The organism is Kribbella monticola (assembly GCF_003261635.1).
Lineage (GTDB): Bacteria > Actinomycetota > Actinomycetes > Propionibacteriales > Kribbellaceae > Kribbella > Kribbella monticola.
Genome location: NZ_QFXK01000027.1, coordinates 288,981 through 309,876, shown reverse-complemented (window position 1 = coordinate 309,876; position 20,896 = coordinate 288,981). Strand labels below are relative to the sequence as shown.

The following is a 20,896-nucleotide window of genomic DNA, read 5'->3' as shown; positions in this document are numbered from 1 at the left end:
TGCTGTCCCGAAGGCCACTACCGAGGACCGGTCGTCGGCCCGGTACGCAAATCGCGTCGTCTCGTTGTCGTTGATTATTCAGTTGTCCCACGCCAGGCGTGGATACGCGAGAAGCGGCCACCCCAGAGTGCGGTGGCCGCTTCTCACGACGTCATCGGCGAAGACCGAGCCGCTCGATCAGGGACCGGTAGCGGTTGATGTCCTTCTTCGCCAGGTAGTTCAGCAGGCGGCGGCGCTGGCCGACCAGCAGGAGCAGACCACGACGGCTGTGGTGGTCGTGCTTGTGCTCCTTCAGGTGCTCGGTCAGGTCCGCGATGCGGTGGGTCAGGAGCGCGACCTGGACCTCGGGGGAACCGGTGTCGCCCTCGGTCAGGGCGTACTCGCCGATGATCTTCTTCTTCGCCTCAGGATTGGCTGACGACACGTGCGATCCTCTCGATGTCCGTTGCGCGGCGCACCGGGGCTTGGGTCACCCGGGCACTCTCGATCCGCGGCCGTTCAGACGGCAGCGTCCACGGTACCAGTCCGTGGACGCGTCACCCTAATTTGAGTGACCCCTAGCGACACGCGCTAGGGGTCACTGAGTAAGGATGCGGCGGGCGTTGTCGACATCGAGCTTCATTTGGACCAGGAGGTCGTCGATGGTGTCGAAGCGGATCTGGGTGCCGCGGAGGCGGGCGACGAAGTCCACCGCGATCCGCGAGCCGTACAGCTCCAGGTCGTCGCGGTCGAGGACGTACGACTCGACCCGGCGGTCGACGCCGTCGAAGGTCGGGTTGCTGCCGACGCTGATGGCCGCGGGCAACGGTTCGCCGTACTGCGGGGTGCCGGGTGCGGGCTCGATCACGGTCAGCCAGCCGGCGTACACGCCGTCCAACGGGACCGCGGCGCCTGCCAGGGCAGGGATGTTGGCCGTCGGGTAGCCGAGTTCGCGACCGCGCTTGTCGCCCTCGATCACGGTTCCGGTGACCCGCAGCGGCCGCCCGAGCGCCTCGGCCGCACCCTCGACATCACCTTCGGCGATCAGGTTCCGGATGTACGTCGAGGACCACCGCTGGGCGTCGCCCGCGAGCGAAAGACCCTCCACCTCGAAGCCCGCGGCGGCACCTGCCTCGACCAGGGTGTCGACGTGACCGGCCGCGCGGTGGCCGAAGCGGAAGTTCTCCCCCACCACGACCGCCTGGGCGTGCAGGGTGCCGACCAGGACCCGGTCGATGAACTCCTGCGGCGACCACGCTGCCGTCTCCTTGTCGAACGGCAGGATCAGTACGGCGTCCGCCCCCGCCTCGCCGAGCAACTGCGCCCGCTCGGCCGGCTCGCTGATCATCGCCGGCGCGTGGCCGGGCCGTAGTACCGCCATCGGGTGCGGGTCGAAGGTCATCGCGACGACCGGAAGGCCGCCGAGCGCCTCGGCCCGGGAGCGGGCGTGCGCCAGCACCTCCTGGTGACCGCGGTGCACTCCGTCGAAGTTGCCGATGGTGACGACCGAGGGGCCGAAGTCGGCGTCCACCTCGTCCAAACCGTGCCAGACACGCATGGCAGCAGGATTCCATGCCCGCCCGGTCTTCCGGTCGGCAGGGACCCCGATTACTACTTGGTCACCCCTTGTAATCGCTCGGTGACTCGACCTAAGGTGGCCGCGGCATCTGGTCGACCCTCGGAGGACCTGTGAAGATTCACCGCCTGATCGCTGCCTGCACGGCCGCGGCGCTCCTCGGGACACTGTCGATCACGGCTCCCGCGACCGCCTTCGCCCCCGCCGCGCAGTACAAGAAGTACGTCGCGCTGGGTGACTCCTACACCTCGGCGCCGCTGGTGCCGCTGCCCGAGCTGCTCTCACTCGGCTGCCTGCGGTCGATCGCGAACTACCCGAAGCAGGTCGCCGCGCAGCTTCAGATCACCTCGTTCACCGACGTGAGTTGCGGCGGCGCCGACACCACCAACATGACGCAGCCGCAGAGCACCCCGCTCGGCACCTTCCCGCCGCAGTTCAACGCGCTGACGGCCGACACCGACCTGGTCACCTTCGGGATCGGCGGCAACGACTTCGGCGTCTTCGGCGACATCACCAGCACCTGCCCCGGGCTGCGCGCGAGCGATCCGGCCGGCGCACCCTGCAAAGCGCACTTCACCGTCGACGGCAAGGACACGCTGGCCGGCAAGATCGCACAGACCCAGGTCCGGATCACCGCGGTCGTCGACGGCATCAAGCAACGCTCCCCGAAGGCGAAGATCGTGCTGGTCGGCTATCCGAAGATCGCCCCGGAGCACGGCACCTGCCCGGCGATCCTGCCGTTCGCTGACGGCGACTACGCCTACCTGTACTCGATCGAGCAGAAACTCAACCAGGCCGTCGAGAACGCGGCGTCGGCCGGCGGCGCGACATACGTCGACACGTTCGGGCCGTCGACCGGTCACGACGCCTGTGCCCCGGAAGGCCAGGCCTGGATCCAGGGCAAGGACATCAACCTGCTCCGCGCCCTGAACTACCACCCGCGCTTCGAAGGTCAGGCCGGTGTTGCAGCGCTGACCGTCAAGAAGCTGACCGGTGCTCAAGAGACCGTCACCGCGGCCGAGCAGGCGAGGTGGGCCGCGGAGGCCCGCGCGCTCAGCGCGAAGGCTGCGAAGGACCCGGCCGTCCAGGCCGCCATGAACCGCCTACGGACCGGCGCGCAACGCTGACCCTTTCCAATCCGTACGGCGGACGCCGGGCCGGCCCCACTTCACGCGTGGACCGGCCCGGCGGCTCGTTCAGGACGCTTGCCCGACCAGGGTCTCGGTCAGCGTGGTCAGGGCTTCACCCAACGGGAGATTCACCCGGACGGTGGCGTAGGGATCGCCGCGGGTGAGGCCCTGGTTGATGATCAGGACCGGTTTGCCGGCCTTGGCGGCATGGCGGACGAACCGGAAGCCGGACATCACCGTGAGGGACGAACCGAGGACCAGGACGGCGCGCGCGTCGTCGATCAGTTGGTAGCAGCGTTCGGCGCGCGCCTTCGGGACGTTCTCGCCGAAGAAGACGACGTCCGGCTTGAGCAGGGACGATCCGCAGGTCGTGCAGTCGACCAGGCGGAAGGTCCGGACCACCTCGTCGGGGAGTTCGACATCGCCGTCGGGGTTGATCCGGGTGGCCTCACCCTCGAACCCCGGGTTGGCTTCCCGGAAGCGGCGGTCCAGTTCCTCGCGCGCGCTCGTCGTCCGGCAGTCCAGGCAGATCACCCGGTCGAGATTCCCGTGCAGTTCGATGACGTCCCGGGCGCCGGCTGCCCCATGCAGACCGTCGACGTTCTGCGTGATCACTCCGTCGACGAATCCTCGCGCCTGCAGTACGGCGACCGCCCGGTGACCTTCGTTCGGGTGCGCCCGCGCGATCGTCCGCCAGCCGAGGTGACTGCGAGCCCAGTACCGCTGCCGACCCGCTTCGCTGCCGACGAAATCGGCGTACGTCATGGGGGTGTGGGTGCGCAGGCTCCCGCTCGCGCCGCGGTAGTCGGGGATGCCCGACTCGGTGGAGATTCCGGCGCCGCTGAGCACCACCACTCCCCCGGCACCGACCACGTCTGCCACCGGCGCGACATCCGTCGTACCGGGCTCCAGAGAGAGCACGTCGGGGCCAGGTGACCAGGTCAGTGTGGGACGGGAACGCACTCGTCCAGCGTACTGTGCCTCGCTCAGTGGTTGGCGTCGTCGCGGATCAGCCGCAGCCAGCCGAGCACGGCCATACCGATGGCCCAGGCCAGCATGACGATCACGGACGAGGTGTTCGTGAATCCCCGGTCGGTCGGTTCTCCGTTGAGGAGGAACACCGCGCGCGACCCCGGGAGGAGATCGGCGACGGTCGTCAGCCAGGCGTAGCCGAACTGCGGCAGGATCAGCGGAAGCAGAAGGATCAGCAGAAAGACCGAGACCAGCCCGCCCGCCGTGTTTCGCAGAAGGAAGCCGAGCCCGGCCGCGAGCGCGGTCCCGGCCGCGAGTACGAAGGCAATGGTCGCGAGTCCGTGGATGCCTTCGCCCAGGGGAAGGCTGAGGGCTGATCGGGCGGCGACGAAGGCCGCCACGGCAGAGCCGAGGGCCAGCACTGTGCCCGCGACGGTCGCCGTCCCGACCGCGACCCCGGTGCGCGCGAGGAAGAGGATCGTCCGGCGAGGCGTCCATTGCAGGGTCGGGATGATCCCGCCGGTGGCGTAGTCGGAGGTCACCGCGCTGAGGACGAGGGCGAGAAAGGCGAACTGCGCCGGCAGGACCGTGAAATGCGCTGCCGCCCAGGCCGAGGCGTTCGGTGAAGGAGTCGGATCGCTGCCGGCGTCCAACCCGGCGACCGCACCGAGCCCGACCATGATCGAGGCTGCCACGGCCAGGAACCACCAGGTGGCCTTGACGGTCCAGAGCCGGGTCCACTCCGCAGCACAGGCCCGCGCGAACACGCGCCCGCTGGAGATCCGGACAGGCATGGCATCGGTCGTCATAGTGCTACCTCCGTTGCGGCGTCGACCGGCTCGGCCCGATGGCCGTGGTACTCCACGCTGTCGCCGGTCAGCTCGAGGAAGGCCTGCTCGAGGGACTGCTGGACATCGGAGAGGTGGTGAAGCGGAATGTGGAAGTGGTGAGCGAGCTCGCCCACTTCCTCAGCAGTCCGGTCCTCGACCTGCAGTTCCTGCCCGTCGAGCTGCTCGACCGCGAAACCGTCCTCCTGCAGATGTTTGAGCAACTCCACCGGTCGAGGGCTGCGCACTCGTACCTGGCGGCGCCCCAGCCCGTTGAGGATCTCCGCTGTCGTCGCGTTGGCGATCAGCCGCCCGCGTCCGATCACCACGAGTCGATCGGCCGTCTGCTCCATCTCGCTCATCAGGTGACTGGACACCAGTACCGTGCGGCCGTCGTCCGCGAGCCGGCGCAACAGGTCGCGGATCCAGCGGACGCCGTCGAGGTCCAGGCCGTTGATCGGCTCGTCGAACAGCAACACCCGCGGGTCGGCCAGGAGAGCCGCCGCGATCCCCAGACGTTGACGCATACCCAGCGAGTAGCCCTTGATCCGGCGCCGTGCCGCGCTGCCGAGGCCGACCTGGTCGATCACCTCCTCGACCCGGCGCAGCGGGAGGCCATTCGTGCGGGCGGCCACTCGGAGGTGGTTGCGCCCCGTGCGGCCGGAGTGCACGGCGCCGGGATCCAGCAGCGCCCCGACCTCGCGGAGGGGTTCGGCGTACGCCGCGAACGGTTGCCCGTTCACCAGCACCTCGCCTGAGCTGGGCCGGTCGAGCCCGAGGATCATCCGCATCGTCGTCGACTTCCCCGCTCCGTTCGGCCCGAGGAAGCCGGTCACCTTCCCGGGCTCGACGTCGAAGCTCAGATCGTCGACGGCCAGCACGTCGCCGTACCGCTTGGTCAGACCGCGTATCCGAATCATGACCAGACAGTAGAAGTCCTGCTGGGCAGGCTTTGCGGACGATTTGCGAAGATCTTGTGCAGATCGGAAGGCAGCTGAGCCGCGACGCTCAGCTGCCGTCGTGCGCGAACCGGCCGGCCTCAGGCAAGGCCGGCCTCCAGGGCTGCGATCAGCTGGGGGCGGAGCTCCTCGGGCCGGATGACGGCGTCCACTGAGCCGACGGCCACGGCTCGGTGGATGTTGTGCACCCGGTCGAACTCGGCCGCGACCTCGCCCAGCTTCTCGGCTCGCACGGCCGACCGGAGCTCGGTCAACTCGTTGGTCAAGGTGGCCCGCTCCGCGCCCTCGGCCGCGGCGAGCCGGGCTGCGACGGAAGCGACGCGCGGGTCGGCCGACGTACGGGTGTCGACCTCGCGGGAGAACACCACGGCCGCCGCCGGTGCGCCGCCGATGACCGAGGCGAACGAGCCCTCGACCGCGAGCACGGTCATCCGCGGGTTCAGCGCCTTGGAGAAGACGACGAACGCGCCACCGTGGTACCGCGAGACCACGCAGAAGACGATCGGGCCGTCGAAGTTGACGATCGCCCGGCCGATCTCCGCGCCGTACTCGAGTTGCAGGTTGCGCATCGAGTCCGGTGAACCGTCGAAGCCGGACAGGTTCGCCAGCACCACCAGCGGACGGTTGCCGCTGGCACCGTTGATCGCGCGGGCCGCCTTCTTCGACGAGCGCGGGAACAGCGTCCCGCCGGTGTAGACATCCGGGCCGTCCGTCGGCGAGAGGCCACGCCGCGGTACGGGCTTGGACTCGATGCCGAGCAGGCACACCGGCAAACCACCCAGCCGGGTGTCGACGACGACCGCGGTCTCCGCGTCGGCCATGCCGGCCCAGCGCTCCAGCATCGGGTGGTCCTGGTCGGCCACCGAGCGCATCAGCGTGCGGATGTCGAACGCCTTCTTGCGATCCGGGTTGGTCGTGTCGGAGAAGATCCCGCCGATCGTGGTGAAGCCGCCGTCGGCCGGATCGTGCGGGTACGTCGTGACGTCGCGGTCGTGCGGGTCGGTGGTCGGTGCCCTTCGCGGCCCGGGCTCCCCCGGTACGACGTACGTGTGGTCGTAGTGCGCCATCAGGATGTCGCGTGCACCGGCCAGGTCGGGTGCCCAGTACTGCGCTTCGCCGTTCGGCCCCATCACCCGGTCGTAGCCGCCGATGCCGTAGTTGTCCTCGGCCGAGACGCCGCCGGCGAAGTCGAGCGTCTCCTTGCCGGTCAGCACCATCGCCGAGTCGGGCGTCATCACCAGGATGCCCTTGGTGTGCATCAGCATGGTCGCTTCGGCGTTCCAGTACGGCTGGGCACCGACGTTGATGCCGGCGACCACGACGTTGATCTCGCCACCGGCCTGGGTGAACTCGACGATCCGCTTGAGCGCCTTCGCGACCCAGTCCATGTTCTCGGTGCCGGAGTCCATCGAGATCCGCGCCCCGGCGGACACGGCGAACCACTCGACCGGGATCTGCAGCTTCTCGGCCAGGTCGAGGGCGGCGATGATCCGGCCGCACTCCGCTTCGGCGACCGCTCCGAGTGCCTTGGTCGGGTCACCGCTCAGCACGACCCGCGTGATGCCCTCGGGATGCCGGCGGGTCGGCGTACTGATGACGCCTGCGATCAGGCCGGCCTTGTTCAGGCCGCGGGGCCGGTCGACCGGGACCAGTGTGCCGGTGTCGTCCAGGTCGTACTCGACGTAGCTGCCGCCCGCGCCGGCGACCATCCCGGCCACCTCGTAGGGGTAGACGGTGTTGCGGCGACGAGCCCGGAGCACCTTCTGTGCATAGTCGTCGAGCGGCTTGAGCGGCTCGGTCGCGGGCCGCTCAACGGCCGTCACAACGCCCGCGCCGGGCTGGTAGTAGAACCGGCCGACGACGGCGAACGGTACGCCGTTCGTGCCCATCACGCGGCCGGCGACGCTGACCTCTTCGATCCCGGCGCCGGAGGTCAGTGGCGCGATGTTGCGCTTCAGGGCCGTCAACTCGGCGACCTCGGCGTCGAGGACCGGCCAGATCGTCACCCAGACGTGGTTCATCTCCAGCTTGGCCCCGGCGGCACCGCGAGCGGTCCTCGCCCGGCGGATGCCTTCGAGGCAGTTCGCGATCGCGCGCTCGACGTGCGGCAGCGCGGTGATCTTGCCGTCCTCGTCGCGCACGGCAGCGAACTGGCGGACCTGGGCCAGCGCGACCAGGCGTTCGTCGGCTTCGTTGTCACGGGCAACGCAGTGGTACAGCAGCACGTCCTGCGGCGCGTCGAGCCGGGTGATCCGGAAGTCGCGCAGCCGCCACAGGTTGAGGCGCCGTCCGACCATCGGGTGGACCCCGCGCACGTTGTCGTCCTCGACAGCACCCTGGGTCGACAGCCGGTAGGTGAAGTACCAGACCTCGCGGCCGCCACCCGGTACGACGGCGATCGCGACCCGGCGTACCTGCTGCTCGAACAGCAGCGGGGCGACGATCTCGCACAACCGATCGGACGCCTCCTGCGGCGACTCCGGGGTCTGCGGCCAGGACAGGTACAGGTCGGCGACCGTCTCGTGGCCCTCCGGGCGGGCAGCGAGCTCGGCGGACAGGTCGCGGACCAGCGAGCTACCGGGGTCGGCCAGCTCGTCGACCGTCCCGATCGTCGTGACCAGATGCGTCGGACGCGCGTCGACGGTGTAGTCCGCGGTCGTGAAGGCGCGGCCGTTCATCGTGACGTTGCGCAGACCGTGCAGCTCGTACTCGAGGTAGTGCCGGCGGACCAGCACCTCCAACATCGGCTCGGTGCCGTTGACGCCGCGTTCGAGCCGCTCGGCCAGGAAGCGCACGATCTGCTCGGGAATCGTCGCGAGCGCTTCGACCCGCTCGGCGTGCCCAGGAGCCTCCGGGTCCAGCGATAGCGCGGCCAGCTCGTCACCGACGCCTGCCAGCACCTCTGCGCGCGCCTGGTCCACCTGCGGCTGGTCGAACCAGCGGAACCGCACACTGCGAGCCAGGTCGCCGATCACTGGGAAGCGCAGCTGCGTAGCGAGCACCAGGTGCTCCAGTACGGCGTACGCCTCGGCGTCCAGTGGCGCCTCGGGCTTGTCCTCGACCAGCCACTGCTCCAGCAGCGACGTCACCAGCCGTACGTCGGGAGACGTGCGCTGCTGGGCCAGGAAGATCCGGAACACCGCGTCGGTCAGCTCGTCGGTGCGGTCCAGGTCGCTGACGCTGTAGTGGCCGAGGACTCGCGCCAACCGCTCGGTGAACTCCGCCGGAAGCCCAGCGCGCTCGGTGTCCAGAGTCTGCAGGTACGTGTGGAAGTGCTCCTTGGGGCTGTGCACCCGCAGCTCGGTGCGCAGGTCCTCGCTGGCCGGCCGGTTGCGGCTCAGCTCGGCCAGGTCGGCGAAGAGTCGCAGTACGCCGATCTCCTCCGCCACCGGCGGCTCGGCCAGCTCGGCCCGGGCCGACAGGTACTCGCTCAGCGTGCGGCCTTCGTCGATCGGGTCGATGTCGAACCCGAGCAACATGCTGCTCAGATCGTCCAGTCCGCGGGCCGCTCGCTCGGCCGCGGTCGCCTGCGCCGCCGGCTCGGGCAGCTCCAGATCGACGTTCTCGCTGGTCTCGACAACGGCATCGGCGTCACCGATCGGCTCCAGCAGCACCAGCGGCGCGCCGGTCTCGACCTGGCTGCCGGTCGACACCGGAAGCTCCCGCAGGATCGCCTTGAACGGCGCGTGCAGCACCGTCTCCATCTTCATGCTCTCCAGCACGAGCACCGGCGCACCGGCCTCCACCTCGGCGCCGACCGCGACCGGAGTCGCGACGACCAGGGCCGGCGAAGGCGCGCGCAGGAAGCCGCCCTCGTCCCGGCTCACCCGGTGGGTGACACCGTCGACCTCGACCAGGTGAACCGGCCCGTGCGTGGCGGTGACCAGACGGAACCGCTGACCGGCGACGACCAGGCGTACGTCGTACTCGTCCAGCCGCTCGTGCTCGACATCCAGAGATCGCACGCCGTCGCCGATCGCCACGCCCACGCGGTACCGGCTTGCCCCGATCCTCGCGACAGTCACCTTGTACGACGCGCCGCGCAGCTTCAGCGCGATCGCCCGGCCGACTTCGTGCTGCACCTGGGGACGGCCGCCGCGCGCTGTCTCCAGCAGGCGCTGCCGTTCGACCCGCTCGGCCTCCTGGTACGCCTCGATCGCAGCGGCGATCAGCGCGACGCCGGAGTGCCGGCTCGACACCAGCCGCCCTTCACCGCGGACCCGGTCGATCCAGCCGGTATCGGCGCTGCCGTCGATCACCTCGGGCTGGTCCAGCAGGTCGAGCACGAAGCTCTTGTTGGTCGCGCCGCCTTCCAGTACGACGACCGTGTCGCCGACCGCACGCCGCAGCCGCCCGAGCGCCTCGTCGCGAGTCCGGCCGTAGGCGATGATCTTCGCGATCATCGAGTCGAAGTCGGCCGGGATCGAGTCGCCCTCGCTGACACCGGTGTCCACGCGTACGCCGGGACCGGTGGGCAGCCGCAGCCGCGCGATCCGGCCGGGTGAGGGGGCGAAGTCGCGATCCGGGTCCTCGGCGTTGAGCCGTGCCTCGATCGCGTGCCCCTGCTCGACCGGCTGCGTGCCGACGAGGCGGCCGCCCGAGGCGACGTGCAGCTGCGCCTTGACCAAGTCGAACTCGGTCGTCACCTCGGTGATCGGGTGCTCGACCTGCAGCCGGGTGTTGACCTCGAGGAAGGCGAACAACTTGTCGCCCGGGTGGTACAGGAACTCGACCGTGCCCGCACCGCTGTAGCCGACGGCAACGGCCAGCCGCTCGGCGGACGTCTTCAGCTCGGCGACCTGGTCGGGCGCGAGGACCGGCGAGGCCGACTCCTCGATCACCTTCTGGTTGCGCCGCTGCACCGAACAGTCGCGGACGCCGAGCGCCCACGCCGTACCCTGTCCGTCCGCGATGACCTGCACCTCGACGTGCCGGGCGCCGGTGACGAGCCGCTCCAGGAACAACACACCGCTGCCGAAGGCGCGGGCCGCCTCGTCGCTGGTCCGCTGGTAGGCGTCGCGCAGATCGTCGTCGTCATGGATCACCCGGATACCGCGGCCACCACCACCGGCCGTCGCCTTCAGCATCACCGGGTAGCCGATGCTCCGCGCCGATTCCAGCGCCGCGTCGAGAGACTCGACAGCGCCGCGGCTCCACGGGGCCACCGGTACGCCGACCTCCTCGGCGATCAGCTTCGAGCCGATCTTGTCGCCGAGCTTGCGCATCGCCTCCGAGCTCGGGCCGATGAACGTCACGCCGATCCGCGCGCACAGGTCCGCGAACGCCGGGTCTTCGGCCACGAAGCCCCAGCCGACCCAGGCGGCGTCGGCGCCGGACTCGACCAGCGCCCGCTCGAGCTTCGCGTGATCCAGGTACGGGCGTTCCGAGGCCGGACCGAGCGGGTAGCTCAGGTCGGCCTCGCGCACGAACGTGGCCGTGCGCTCGGCCTCGGTGTACAACGCCACCGTCTCGACGGTGCTCCCCGTCTCGGCGTTGAGCTCGCGGACCGCGTTGATCAGCCGCATCGCGGCTTCACCCCGGTTGACGATGGCGATGCGGTTGAACACCGGGCGGCACTCCTGTCATCAGGCGTTAGCTGTCAAGGCACACATTCCCAGGCAGCCGGGGCTACCGTCGAGTCGGGGTTGATCAGCTCACGAAGACTGCGGTGGGTTTGGCCAGCGGGCCGTGCGGCTCGTAGAGCGCCAGGAACGTGCCCATGGGATCGAACATGGCGGTCTGTCCCGCCGCCAGTTTCAGGCCGGGAAGCGGCCGACCGGTACGAATAGCGGCTGCCTGCTCCGCGTCGGCGTCGTACCGCGGGAACGTGTCCGCCGCGACCTCGGCGATCGGCAGATAGCTGAACGACTCGGCCAGCTCCTCCAGCGTGTGGGCGGTCGACATCCCGAAGGTGCCGACGCGCGTACGCCGGAGCATCGTCAAGTGACCCCCGACGCCGAGTTCAGTGCCCAGGTCGCGGGCCAGCGCGCGGATGTAGGTGCCGCTGGAGCAGTCGACCGAGACGTCCACCTCGATCCCGGAAGGACCGGGCCGGACATCGACCACGTCGTACCGGCTGACCGTCACCGTGCGGGCCTTGAGGGCGACCTCTTCGCCGGCCCGGACCCGCTCGTAGGCCCGCTTGCCGTCGACCTTGATCGCGGAGACCTTGGACGGAACCTGCGAGATCTCGCCGCGGAACCCTGCGACGGCTGCCTCGATCCCCTCGACGGTCACCGAGGCGAGCGCCTCCACCGAAGCGGTGGTGACGATCTCGCCCTCGCGGTCGTCGGTACTGGTCGAGGCGCCGAGCAGGATCGTCGCGTCGTAGGACTTGTCGGCCAGTTGCAGATGGCCGAGCAGCCTGGTGGCGCGGTTGAGCCCGACCACCAGGACGCCGGTGGCCATCGGGTCGAGGGTGCCGGCATGGCCGACCTTGCGGGTGCCGGCCAGCTTGCGAATCCTGGCCACCACCGTGTGCGAGGTCAGCCCGGCCGGCTTGTCCACCACAACGATGCCGTCGGCAACGATCATGGTCGCGGCGAGCGAGTCACTCGTCGTCGGACTCATCGTCCTCGCGGTGCTTGTAGGGGTCGGCGTCGCCGGCCGGCTTGGCACCGGCGGCGGCCTTGGCCACCTCGGCGTCGGCCTGCCGGGCCTTCTCCAGCAGTTCCTCGATCTGGCCCGCGGTCTCCGGGATCGCGTCCAGGTAGAACGCCAGACTCGGAGCGCGCCGCAGACCGAGAGCCTTGCTGACCTCGCTGCGGATCAGGCCACGGGCCGACTCCAGCGCGGCCGCGGTCGACGCGCGCTCCTGCTCACCGCCGTACACGGTGTAGAAGACGCTCGCCTCACTCAGGTCTCCGGTCAGCTTCGCGTCCGTCACCGTGACGAAGCCCAGACGGGGATCCTTCACGCGGCGCTCCAGCAGTTCGGCCACCAGGACCTGGATCCGGTCGGCCAGTTGCTTAGCCCTTGCTTCACCCATCAGGGCTCACTCCTTCATTCAGACATGAACAACGTCCGGAGCGGCGGCTCACACCGCCACTCCGGACGTTACTAGAGGCTCTTAGCTGCGCGGCTTCTCGCGCAGTTCGAACGCCTCGACGACATCGCCGATCCTGATGTCGTTGTAGTTCTGCACGGTCAGACCACACTCGAAGCCCTCGCGGACCTCGGACGCGTCGTCCTTGAACCGCTTGAGCGACGACAGGTCGCCGTTGTCCACGATCACCGCACCGTCGCGGATCAGCCGGATCTTGGCGTTGCGACGGATGACCCCGGTGGTCACCCAGCAACCGGCGATGTTTCCGACCTTCGACGAGCGGAAGATCTCCCGGATCTCCGCCTGGCCCAGAGAAACTTCCTCGTAGACCGGCTTCAGCATGCCCTTCAGGGCCGCCTCGATGTCGTCGATCGCCTGGTAGATGACCGAGTAGTACCGGACGTCCACGCCCTCGCGCTCGGCCAGGTCACCGGCCTTGCCGGCCGGCCGCACGTTGAAGCCGATGATGACGGCGTCGGAGGCGATGGCCAGGTTGACATCGTTCTCGTTGATGGCACCGACACCACGGTCGATCACCCGCAGGTTGACCTCATCGCTGACCTCGATCCGGACCAGCGCGTCTTCCAGCGCCTCGACCGAACCGGAGCCGTCGCCCTTGAGGATGAGCAGCAGTTCCTGGCTCTGCCCCTTCTCCATGGAGGCCATGAAGTCCTCGAGCGTACGACGTGCGCGCCGCTTCGCGTTGGCCGCGGCACGTGCCCGGGCTTCCCGCTTCTCGGCGATCTGGCGAGCCATCCGGTCGTCGTCGACGACCAGGAACTTGTCGCCCGCTCCCGGCACTGCGGTCAGACCGAGTACCAGCACCGGACGCGACGGCAGCGCCTCCTGCAGCGAGTTGCCGTGCTCGTCGAGCATCGCCCGGACCCGTCCGTACGCCGGACCGGCCACCATCGAGTCGCCGACCTTCAGCGTTCCGCGCTGCACCAGCACGGTCGCCACCGGTCCACGGCCCTTGTCCAGGTGCGCCTCGATCGCGAGACCCTGGGCCGGCATGTCCGGGTTGGCCCGGAGGTCCAGCGCCGCGTCCGCGGTCAGGATGACGCCTTCGAGCAGGCCGTCGATGTTGATCCGCGACTTCGCCGAGACGTCGACGAACATCGTGTCGCCGCCGTACTCCTCGGGCACCAGGCCGTACTCGGTGAGCTGACCGCGGACCTTGGTCGGGTCGGCCGCCGGTACGTCGATCTTGTTCACCGCGACCACGATCGGGACGTTCGCCGCCCGGGCGTGGTTCAGTGCCTCGATCGTCTGCGGCATCACGCCGTCGTCGGCCGCGACCACCAGGATGACGATGTCGGTGGCCTGCGCACCACGGGCACGCATGGCGGTGAACGCCTCGTGACCCGGGGTGTCGACGAAGGTGATGGCGCGTTCCTGGCCGTCGACCTCGGTGGTCACCTGGTACGCACCGATGTGCTGGGTGATGCCACCGGCCTCGCCGGCCACGACGTTCGCGTGCCGGATCGCGTCCAGCAGCTTCGTCTTACCGTGGTCGACGTGACCCATCACGGTCACCACCGGCGGCCGGGCCGCCAGCTCGCCCTCGCCACCCTCGTCGGTACCGAAGTCGATGTCGAAGGACTCCAGCAGCTCGCGGTCCTCGTCTTCCGGCGAGACGACCTGAACGTCGTAGTTCAGCTCGGTGCCGAGCAGTTCGAGGGTCTCCTCGTTGACCGACTGGGTCGCGGTCACCATCTCGCCCAGGTGGAACAGCACCTGGACCAGCGACGCCGGGTCGACGCCGACCTTCTCGGCAAAGTCCGTCAGCGAGGCGCCACGGGCCAGCTTCACGACCTCGCCGTCACCGTGCTTGACGCGCACGCCGCCGACGGCCGGAGCCTGCATGTTGTCGAATTCCTGGCGCTTGGCGCGCTTGGACTTGCGACCACGACGGGCCGGACCGCCCGGACGCCCGAAGGCACCCTGCGTTCCGCCCCGGCCCCGGTTGCCCGGGCCCGGGCGACCGCCACCGCCACCACCGGGCGGGCCGCTGGGGCCACCACCCGGACGGAAGCCGCCGCCACCACCACCGCCACCCGGACGCGCACCCGCGCCGGGACCGCCGGAACCGCCGCCGGGACGGCCACGGCCGCCACCACCGGCACCCGCGCCACCGCCGCCGCCCGGACCGGACGGACGACCGGTGAAGGTACCGGCCGAGGACTTCGGCATCATCGCCGGGTTCGGACGCGGTGCGCCCGGCACGCCGCCGGACGGACGCGGCCGGTCGGTGCCACCGGTACGGGCCTGAGCCGGCCGCGGCGGCATGCCTGCCGGCGTACCACCCGGGGCCGGTGCCGCCGGAGCGCCACCACCCGGACCAGGACGGGCGCCACCGCGCTGCATGCCCTGGGTCGAGCTGAAGGGGTTGTTGCCCGGACGCGGAGCGCCCGGACGGCCGCCCTGGCCGCCGTCACGCCCACCCGGAGCACCCGGACGGGGCGATCCACCCGGACGCGGCGCACCCGGACGAGGGGCGTTGCCACCCGGCCGGGGAGCGTTGCCCGGTACGCCGGGACGCGGCGCGGGACGGGACGGAGCGTCGGCCGACCGCGGCGCGGCCGGAGCCGGGCTCGGTGCGGCCGGAGCCTGTGCGGCCGGAGCCTGCGCCGCCGGAGCATCGGCCGGAGCCGGTGCAGCCTTGGCGGCAGGCGCCTCGAACGCGGGCTGCGCGGGCGAGGACGGAGCCTCGACCGCGGGGGTCTCGGCGGCCGGGGCCGGCGTGGCCTCGACGCGCGGACCTGGCTTGGGGCCAGGACGCGGACCCGGACGAGCCGGCGACGGCGCGGACGTTCCCGCGGCCGGCGTGGCCTTCTCGGTCACCGTCGGCTCGGCCGCGACCGGAGCCGCCTGGGCGGCCGGCGCGCTGCGCTCGGTCTCCACAGCCGGTGCCGGAGTCGACGCGGCGACCTCGGGTGCGTTGTCCGCCGGGGTCACCGGCGCTGTTGCCTGCGCGGTCGCAGGCGAAGTACTGGCGGCGGCCTTCTTGGCCGCGCGCTTCTTCGGCGGGTTCTTCTCGAACTCCTCCGCCAACCGTCGTACGACGGGTGCCTCGATCGTCGAGGACGCCGATCGGACGAACTCTCCCATGTCGTTCAGCCTGGTCAGAACGACCTTGCTGGTAACTCCGAGCTCTTTCGCGAGCTCGTAGACCCGGACCTTTGCCACTACTCTCCCTCTGGTCCGAGCCTGGGGCGCGGACCGTTAATCGACGTACATGCTCATCGCATTGCACTCATCGCTGTGTATCCATCACTTTTGGACACTCATCGAGTAGTCATGAGTCGATGACCCGCCTTCATGTCGTCGCGACGGTTGTCGCGGGCGGCCCTGGTGACCGCACTTGGTCTTGCTGTTACTGCTGCCGCTCGACCAGTTCCCGCACGAGCGTGATGTCCAACGGTCCCGCGACCTTGAAGGCCCGTGGGAACGCTTTCCGTCGCTCGGCGAGGTCGAGACATCCGGTCGCCGGGTGCAGGTGCGCCCCACGGCCGGGTGCCCGATGCTCGGGATCCGGGAGGACAAGTCCTCCGGACACCGTCATCCGCAGCAGATCGGTCGGACTGGACCGCTTCCGACACCCGATGCAGGTACGCTCCCGAACCTTCTCAGGGCGCGCGTCTGCAGTTTGGATCACTGTTCCTCAGGGTGTGGTGACGACTCAGTCGACCGACCGAGAGATCAGTCTACCTTCTCGTCCCCACGAGTCACATCCGTATCCGGCCGGATGTCGATCCGCCAGCCCGTCAGCCGGGCCGCGAGGCGGGCGTTCTGCCCTTCCTTGCCGATCGCCAGCGACAGCTGGTAGTCCGGTACGACGACCCGCGCGGCGCGGGCAGCGGCGTCGACGACCTCCACGGAAGAAACCTGCGCCGGCGACAGGGCATTCCCGACGAAGGTGGCCGGGTCGTCGCTGTGGTCGATGATGTCGATCTTCTCGCCGTGCAGCTCGTGCATGATGTTGCGCACCCGCTGGCCCATCGGGCCGATGCAGGCGCCCTTGCCGTTCACCGACGGGTTCAGCGTCCGGACCGCGATCTTGGTCCGGTGCCCGGCCTCGCGCGCGATCGCGGTGATCTCGACGGTGCCGTCGGCGATCTCCGGCACCTCGAGGGCGAACAGCTTCTTCACCAGGTTCGGGTGCGTCCGGGAGACGGTGATCTGCGGGCCCTTGAAGCCCTTCCGGACACCGACGACGTAGACCCGCAGCCGCGAGCCGTGCTCGTACTTCTCCCCCGGTACCTGCTCCGGGGCAGGCAGCACCGCCTCGATCTTGCCGAGGTCGACCATCACCGAGCGCGGGTCGCGGCCCTGCTGGATGACGCCGGACAGGATGTCGCCCTCCTTGCCGGAGAACTCGCCGTAGCGGACCTCGTCCTCGGCGTCGCGCAGCCGCTGCAGGATGACCTGCTTGGCCGTGGTCGCCGCGATCCGGCCGAAGTCGGCGGGCGTGTCGTCGAACTCGCGCGCCACCGTGCCGTCCTCGGCGAGTTCGCGGGCGAACACGGTGACGTGCCCGCTCTTGCGGTCCAGCTCGACCCGCGCCTGCTGCTGTGCGCCCTCGGTCCGGTGGTAGGCCACCAGCAGAGCCTGCTCGATCGCCTCCACGACGATGTCGAACGCGATGTCCTTCTCGCGTTCCAGTGACCGCAGGACGGCCATGTCGATATCCATCAGTTCTCCTCTACCGCGCCGTCAACGGCGGATTCAGTGTCGTCGGTGCCGGCTGGCCGGTTGAACTCGATCTGGACCTTGGCCTTCTCCACGTCCGCGAACGCGATCGTCCGGGTCTGGCCCCGGACGTCCAGCTCGGCCGTGTCGTCGGTGGCGGACCTGATCCGCCCGGTCACCTTGTGGCCGCCCGCCAGCGTGACGGCGACCAGCCGGGTGACGTTGCGCCGCCAGTGCCGGGGCAGCGTGAGAGGCCGGTCCACCCCGGGGCTGGACACCTCCAGCACGTAAGCGCCGTCGCCCATCACGTCGTCGGCGTCCAGGGCCTTGGAGATCGCCCGGGTCACCTCGGCGACGTCGTCCAGGCTGATGCCACCGTCGCGGTCGACCAGCACCCGCAGCAGCCGCCGCTTGCCGGCCGCCGAGACGTCAACGTCTTCCAGGTCGCAACCGAACTGCTCGACGATCGGCCGCAGGAAGTTCTCGAGGCTCGTGGGGTCCGTGTGGTCAGTCTTTCGGCTCACAGGTAGACCTGCCTCTCTCCAGTTGTGTCACCCGTTGCGCACCCCGGCCATCCGGCCAAGGGCAGTAGCCCACCTTATCCGGCCCGCCGGGTGGTCCGGCCATGCGCCTGGGTCCGGGATATCGTTCGGGCCGTGCAGACCGAGCCTTCTCGACTGTCGCGACGTGCTGTTCTCCGGAGCGCCGCCGTCGTGGCGGGTTCGGCGACCCTGCTGACCGGCTGCGAGGACGAGAAAGACCACAGCGGTACGCCGGGCGCCACCGAAGGGCCGGACGGTCCGACCCCGCCGCCGCCGAGTACCGACCCGGTCGTCGTCGCCGCACTGACCACCGCCGCCACCCAGGTCGCGCAACTCTCGCTCCGCTACAGCCAGGTCCTGCAGGCCTATCCGAAACTCCGGGCCCAGCTCGCGGCCGGCGTGAAGAACCACGCGACCCAGTTCGCCAAGCTCAAAGAGGTGGGCGGCTTCGAGCCACCCCAGCCCGGCAAGCTCCCCGCAGTACCGGGCACCGCGGCCGCGGCTCTCGCGGACCTGGCCGGCCGGGAGCAGAAGTTGTCCGTCAGTCACGCGACCGCGGCCGCGAAGGTGTCCGGGGAAGCGGCCCGGTGGCTCGCGATGCTGGCGGCGGCCGAGAGCCAGCTCGCGGCCACGTTGACCGTCGGCGGCAAGAAGAAGGCGGCGTCTTGACCGAGAAGGAAGCTCTCCAGGCCGCACTCGCCGGCGAACACGCGGCCATGTACGGCGTCGGCGTGGCCGGCGGCAAGCTTTCCGGCGCACGGTTCGCCCAGGCCACGGCGTCCTTCGGGGAGCACCGCCGGCGCCGCGACCAACTGGCCGACCTGCTCGCCGACGACGGCGAGACCCCGGTCGCCGCCGAACCGGCGTACGACCTGCCGCAACCTGTCACCGGTACGGCGTCGGCCGTGGCGCTGGTACTGCTGATCGAGCGGCGACTGTCGGTCGTGTACGCCGACCTGGTCGAGGCCGCCGAGAAGGAACCGGTCCGGGCCCTGGCGATCCAGGCTCTGATCGCGACGTCCCGCGCCCAGCTCACCTGGGGCGGCACCGCGCAGGCCTTCCCCGGCCAGAGCTGAGTCGGCAGCACCGCAAGGATTCCGCACCATACCGGTTTCGGTGTGTGCCCGCGCGTTCACCGAACGCTGCCAAAACGGTGCTATAACGAAGGATTTCCGGCCCGGTTACGGGTGATCTGAAATTCGTTGCGTACTCCCCTTTACTCGGAGCGCGACCTTCCCTATATTTTCGGCCACGGAGACTGGGGGGTCGCCGGGTAATCACCAACGCAGCAAAGAAGTTCTGGTCCCGATGGTGGTCGGGAGCACTGCGACGTCGGTGATCGTCCAAGGCTGAATCAAAGCGTCTGACCGTGCCTTCAGTGCATTTCACTCAACTTCTTGAGCCGCGTCGCGGATCGGCTACGGAGGGTAGCGAAGCATGCGTACATTCGATTTGATCACCGGCGAGAGCCTGTTTGTGAAAGACCTCCGGGTCGTTCGCTGGGAGCAATACGAACTCGGCGGGCAAATGCCTTTCCAGGCAATGTGGTACAGCGTTCCACCAGGTTCGGAGAGCCCGATCGACCAGCATCCCGAACTGGAGTTGTCGATCGTCGTCGCGGGGACCGCGCACGTGCTGGTCGGCGGCGCGGAGCACGAAATCACCCACGGCAACGCGTTCCTGCTCAGCAGCACCGAGGCACACGTCGTACAGAATCGTTCGGACGACGAACTTCTGACGGTCTTCAGCGCCTACTGGATGCCCGTCGCCGATGACAGACCGGTCGAGGCAGTGACGGCCGATCATGCCTGACCAGGACGGGATCGAACCGGTCACGGTGATCACCTTCCCGCAGCCGACCGTCAACGGGCCACTGCACCTCGGCCACCTGGCGGGTCCCTATGTCGCCGCCGACATCGCCGCCAGGGCCGCACGGGCCAGGGGCGAGCGGGTCGTCGTCACGACCGGCTTGGACGTCCACCAGAACTACGTGCTCACCCGGGCCGAACGCGAAGGCGTCGAGGTCGGCGTGATGACGGCGGATTTCCGCGCCGACATCAGGGAGACCTACGAACTCGCCCGGATCGGTTACGACCGGTTCAGCGACCCGCTGACCGACGAGCACGCGCCGATCATCCGGCAGCTGATGAACCACCTGGTCGCCAGCGGGGCCACGCCGATGCGCGAGGTCACACTGCATGCCTGCAGCGACTGCTCGCGCACCCTGCACGAGTCCTACCTGGTCGGTCTCTGCCGCGGTTGCAAGGCTCCAGCGGCAGGAGGCGCGTGCGAGCAGTGCGGGGCGTTCACCTACGTCGACTCGATGATCGATCCGGTCTGCGGCCGGTGCGGTGGCGAGCCACGGCCCTTCCAGGCAACGGTTCCGGTACTGCGAATGGAGGATCACCGCGAAGCTCTGACGGCCATGTGGCTACGCGCCGAGCTTCCGCCGTCGGTCCGCGCCCTGATCGGCCGGCAACTGGCCGACGGCCTGCCGGAGATCGCGCTGGCCTACCCGACGAACTGGGGTATCGAAGGCGACGCGGCACTCAGTGGATTGCGGATCGGCCCTTACACCGAGGTCGCCTTGACCGATCTCTACAACGTCGCCAAAGCGGTCGATCCGGCCGCCGCCGATCTGCCCGGATACCTGGCCGCACTCGGCCGGGTGGAAAACCTCTGGCACTTCCTCGGCCTCGACAACGCCTACTGGTACGCCTTGTACTGGCAGGCTGTCTGGGCCGCGGCCGGCGTGAATCCGTTACCGGTTTCCGGTCTAGTCGTGAATGAGTTCTACCTGCTCGACGGCAGCAAATTCTCGACCAGCCGCAATCACGTCGTCGGAGCGAACGAAATACTCCGCGACGAGGACCCGGGAATAGTCCGGCTTTACCTGGCCTGGGACCGCCCGGACCGTTATCGCAGTGACTTCAGCTGGAAAGCGTTCCGCGCTTTTGCCGACCGGATCGGGCCATTGCTCGACGGCACCCGGACCTGTGCCGAGCCGCTCCACCCGGTGCTCGCCGAGATCGAACTGGCCCGGGCGCAGGACGCGCTCAGGCCGTCCGGTTTCGACCCGGCGCTGGCGGTCCGGATCATGATCGACCTGCTCGCCGCCGGGGTCCGGGACACCGGCCCGCTGCGGGCGGCCCTGACCGGGGCAGGCGAGTAGAG

General features: G+C 69.5%; 17 protein-coding genes. 5 read left to right on the top strand and 12 right to left on the bottom strand.

Annotation, left to right across the window (positions count from 1 at the left end):
* Positions 1–151: 151 nt before the first annotated feature.
* Together rpsO and DIZ26_RS12430 are read right to left on the bottom strand one after the other, a co-directional pair.
* Positions 152–424, bottom strand: a complete 273-nt coding sequence (rpsO, locus tag DIZ26_RS12435; RefSeq protein ID WP_012920573.1) for a 30S ribosomal protein S15 — start codon at positions 422–424, stop codon at positions 152–154.
* A 153-nt stretch (positions 425–577) separates the two neighbouring features.
* Positions 578–1,537, bottom strand: coding sequence for a bifunctional riboflavin kinase/FAD synthetase (locus DIZ26_RS12430; RefSeq protein ID WP_112240581.1), 960 nt, complete (start codon positions 1,535–1,537; stop codon positions 578–580).
* Between the two features lie 131 nt (positions 1,538–1,668).
* Between DIZ26_RS12430 and DIZ26_RS12425 the strand changes: the two genes are divergently transcribed.
* The gene (locus DIZ26_RS12425; protein WP_112240579.1) at positions 1,669–2,682 is read left to right on the top strand and encodes an SGNH/GDSL hydrolase family protein; all 1,014 of its coding nucleotides are present in this window, start codon (positions 1,669–1,671) and stop codon (positions 2,680–2,682) included.
* Positions 2,683–2,751: 69 nt separating this feature from the next.
* On the opposite strand, the gene DIZ26_RS12420 is transcribed toward DIZ26_RS12425, so the two are convergent.
* From DIZ26_RS12420 to rimP, 10 genes are all read right to left on the bottom strand, one after another.
* Positions 2,752–3,648, bottom strand: a complete 897-nt coding sequence (locus tag DIZ26_RS12420; RefSeq protein ID WP_112240577.1) for an NAD-dependent protein deacetylase — start codon at positions 3,646–3,648, stop codon at positions 2,752–2,754.
* A gap of 23 nt (positions 3,649–3,671) precedes the next feature.
* Positions 3,672–4,466 carry a hypothetical protein gene (locus DIZ26_RS12415; protein ID WP_112240575.1) on the bottom strand — a complete coding sequence of 265 codons (795 nt, stop codon included), beginning with the start codon at positions 4,464–4,466 and terminating at the stop codon, positions 3,672–3,674.
* Positions 4,463–5,404, bottom strand: coding sequence for an ABC transporter ATP-binding protein (locus DIZ26_RS12410; RefSeq protein ID WP_112240573.1), 942 nt, complete (start codon positions 5,402–5,404; stop codon positions 4,463–4,465). Before DIZ26_RS12410 ends, DIZ26_RS12415 begins: the two co-directional genes overlap by 4 nt.
* Positions 5,405–5,523: 119 nt before the next feature.
* Positions 5,524–11,010: an ATP-binding protein gene (locus DIZ26_RS12405; RefSeq protein ID WP_112240571.1), complete on the bottom strand. Its 5,487-nt coding sequence runs from the start codon at positions 11,008–11,010 to the stop codon at positions 5,524–5,526.
* An 82-nt stretch (positions 11,011–11,092) separates the two neighbouring features.
* Positions 11,093–12,013 (bottom strand): tRNA pseudouridine(55) synthase TruB, encoded by a 921-nt coding sequence (truB, locus tag DIZ26_RS12400; RefSeq protein WP_232828291.1) that lies wholly within the window; start codon positions 12,011–12,013, stop codon positions 11,093–11,095.
* A complete protein-coding gene (rbfA, locus tag DIZ26_RS12395) occupies positions 11,994–12,431 on the bottom strand; it encodes a 30S ribosome-binding factor RbfA (protein WP_198676053.1) in 438 nt (145 codons plus the stop codon). Before rbfA ends, truB begins: the two co-directional genes overlap by 20 nt.
* 81 nt (positions 12,432–12,512) lie before the next feature.
* The gene (gene infB, locus DIZ26_RS12390) at positions 12,513–15,677 is read right to left on the bottom strand and encodes a translation initiation factor IF-2 (RefSeq protein ID WP_112240563.1); all 3,165 of its coding nucleotides are present in this window, start codon (positions 15,675–15,677) and stop codon (positions 12,513–12,515) included.
* A gap of 187 nt (positions 15,678–15,864) precedes the next feature.
* Positions 15,865–16,146 carry a YlxR family protein gene (locus tag DIZ26_RS12385; RefSeq protein WP_112240560.1) on the bottom strand — a complete coding sequence of 94 codons (282 nt, stop codon included), beginning with the start codon at positions 16,144–16,146 and terminating at the stop codon, positions 15,865–15,867.
* 44 nt (positions 16,147–16,190) lie between these two features.
* The gene (gene nusA, locus DIZ26_RS12380; RefSeq protein WP_112240558.1) at positions 16,191–17,183 is read right to left on the bottom strand and encodes a transcription termination factor NusA; all 993 of its coding nucleotides are present in this window, start codon (positions 17,181–17,183) and stop codon (positions 16,191–16,193) included.
* On the bottom strand, positions 17,183–17,704 hold the full coding sequence (gene rimP / locus DIZ26_RS12375; RefSeq protein ID WP_112240556.1) for a ribosome maturation factor RimP: 522 nt from the start codon (positions 17,702–17,704) through the stop codon (positions 17,183–17,185). The genes nusA and rimP overlap by 1 nt, the downstream gene beginning before the upstream one ends.
* Positions 17,705–17,836: 132 nt before the next feature.
* Here rimP and DIZ26_RS37850 point away from each other — a divergent pair, with 132 nt between their 5' ends.
* The 4 genes from DIZ26_RS37850 (at position 17,837) to DIZ26_RS12355 (ending at position 20,894) form a co-directional block, all read left to right on the top strand.
* Positions 17,837–18,391 carry a cell division protein FtsK gene (locus tag DIZ26_RS37850; protein WP_112240554.1) on the top strand — a complete coding sequence of 185 codons (555 nt, stop codon included), beginning with the start codon at positions 17,837–17,839 and terminating at the stop codon, positions 18,389–18,391.
* Positions 18,388–18,798 (top strand): ferritin-like domain-containing protein, encoded by a 411-nt coding sequence (locus tag DIZ26_RS37845; RefSeq protein ID WP_112240552.1) that lies wholly within the window; start codon positions 18,388–18,390, stop codon positions 18,796–18,798. The genes DIZ26_RS37850 and DIZ26_RS37845 overlap by 4 nt, the downstream gene beginning before the upstream one ends.
* Positions 18,799–19,174: 376 nt before the next feature.
* The gene (locus tag DIZ26_RS12360; RefSeq protein WP_157979687.1) at positions 19,175–19,534 is read left to right on the top strand and encodes a cupin domain-containing protein; all 360 of its coding nucleotides are present in this window, start codon (positions 19,175–19,177) and stop codon (positions 19,532–19,534) included.
* Positions 19,527–20,894, top strand: coding sequence for a class I tRNA ligase family protein (locus tag DIZ26_RS12355; protein WP_112240548.1), 1,368 nt, complete (start codon positions 19,527–19,529; stop codon positions 20,892–20,894). Before DIZ26_RS12360 ends, DIZ26_RS12355 begins: the two co-directional genes overlap by 8 nt.
* Positions 20,895–20,896: the final 2 nt, after the last annotated feature.

Coding starts and splice junctions, on each gene's coding strand:
- DIZ26_RS12430 (WP_112240581.1), bottom strand. CDS start 1,537: ATGCGTGTCTGGCACGGTTTGGACGAGGTGGACGCCGACTTCGGCCCC.
- DIZ26_RS12355 (WP_112240548.1), top strand. CDS start 19,527: ATGCCTGACCAGGACGGGATCGAACCGGTCACGGTGATCACCTTCCCG.
- rbfA (WP_198676053.1), bottom strand. CDS start 12,431: ATGGGTGAAGCAAGGGCTAAGCAACTGGCCGACCGGATCCAGGTCCTG.
- truB (WP_232828291.1), bottom strand. CDS start 12,013: ATGAGTCCGACGACGAGTGACTCGCTCGCCGCGACCATGATCGTTGCC.
- DIZ26_RS12415 (WP_112240575.1), bottom strand. CDS start 4,466: ATGACGACCGATGCCATGCCTGTCCGGATCTCCAGCGGGCGCGTGTTC.
- nusA (WP_112240558.1), bottom strand. CDS start 17,183: ATGGATATCGACATGGCCGTCCTGCGGTCACTGGAACGCGAGAAGGAC.
- DIZ26_RS12410 (WP_112240573.1), bottom strand. CDS start 5,404: ATGATTCGGATACGCGGTCTGACCAAGCGGTACGGCGACGTGCTGGCC.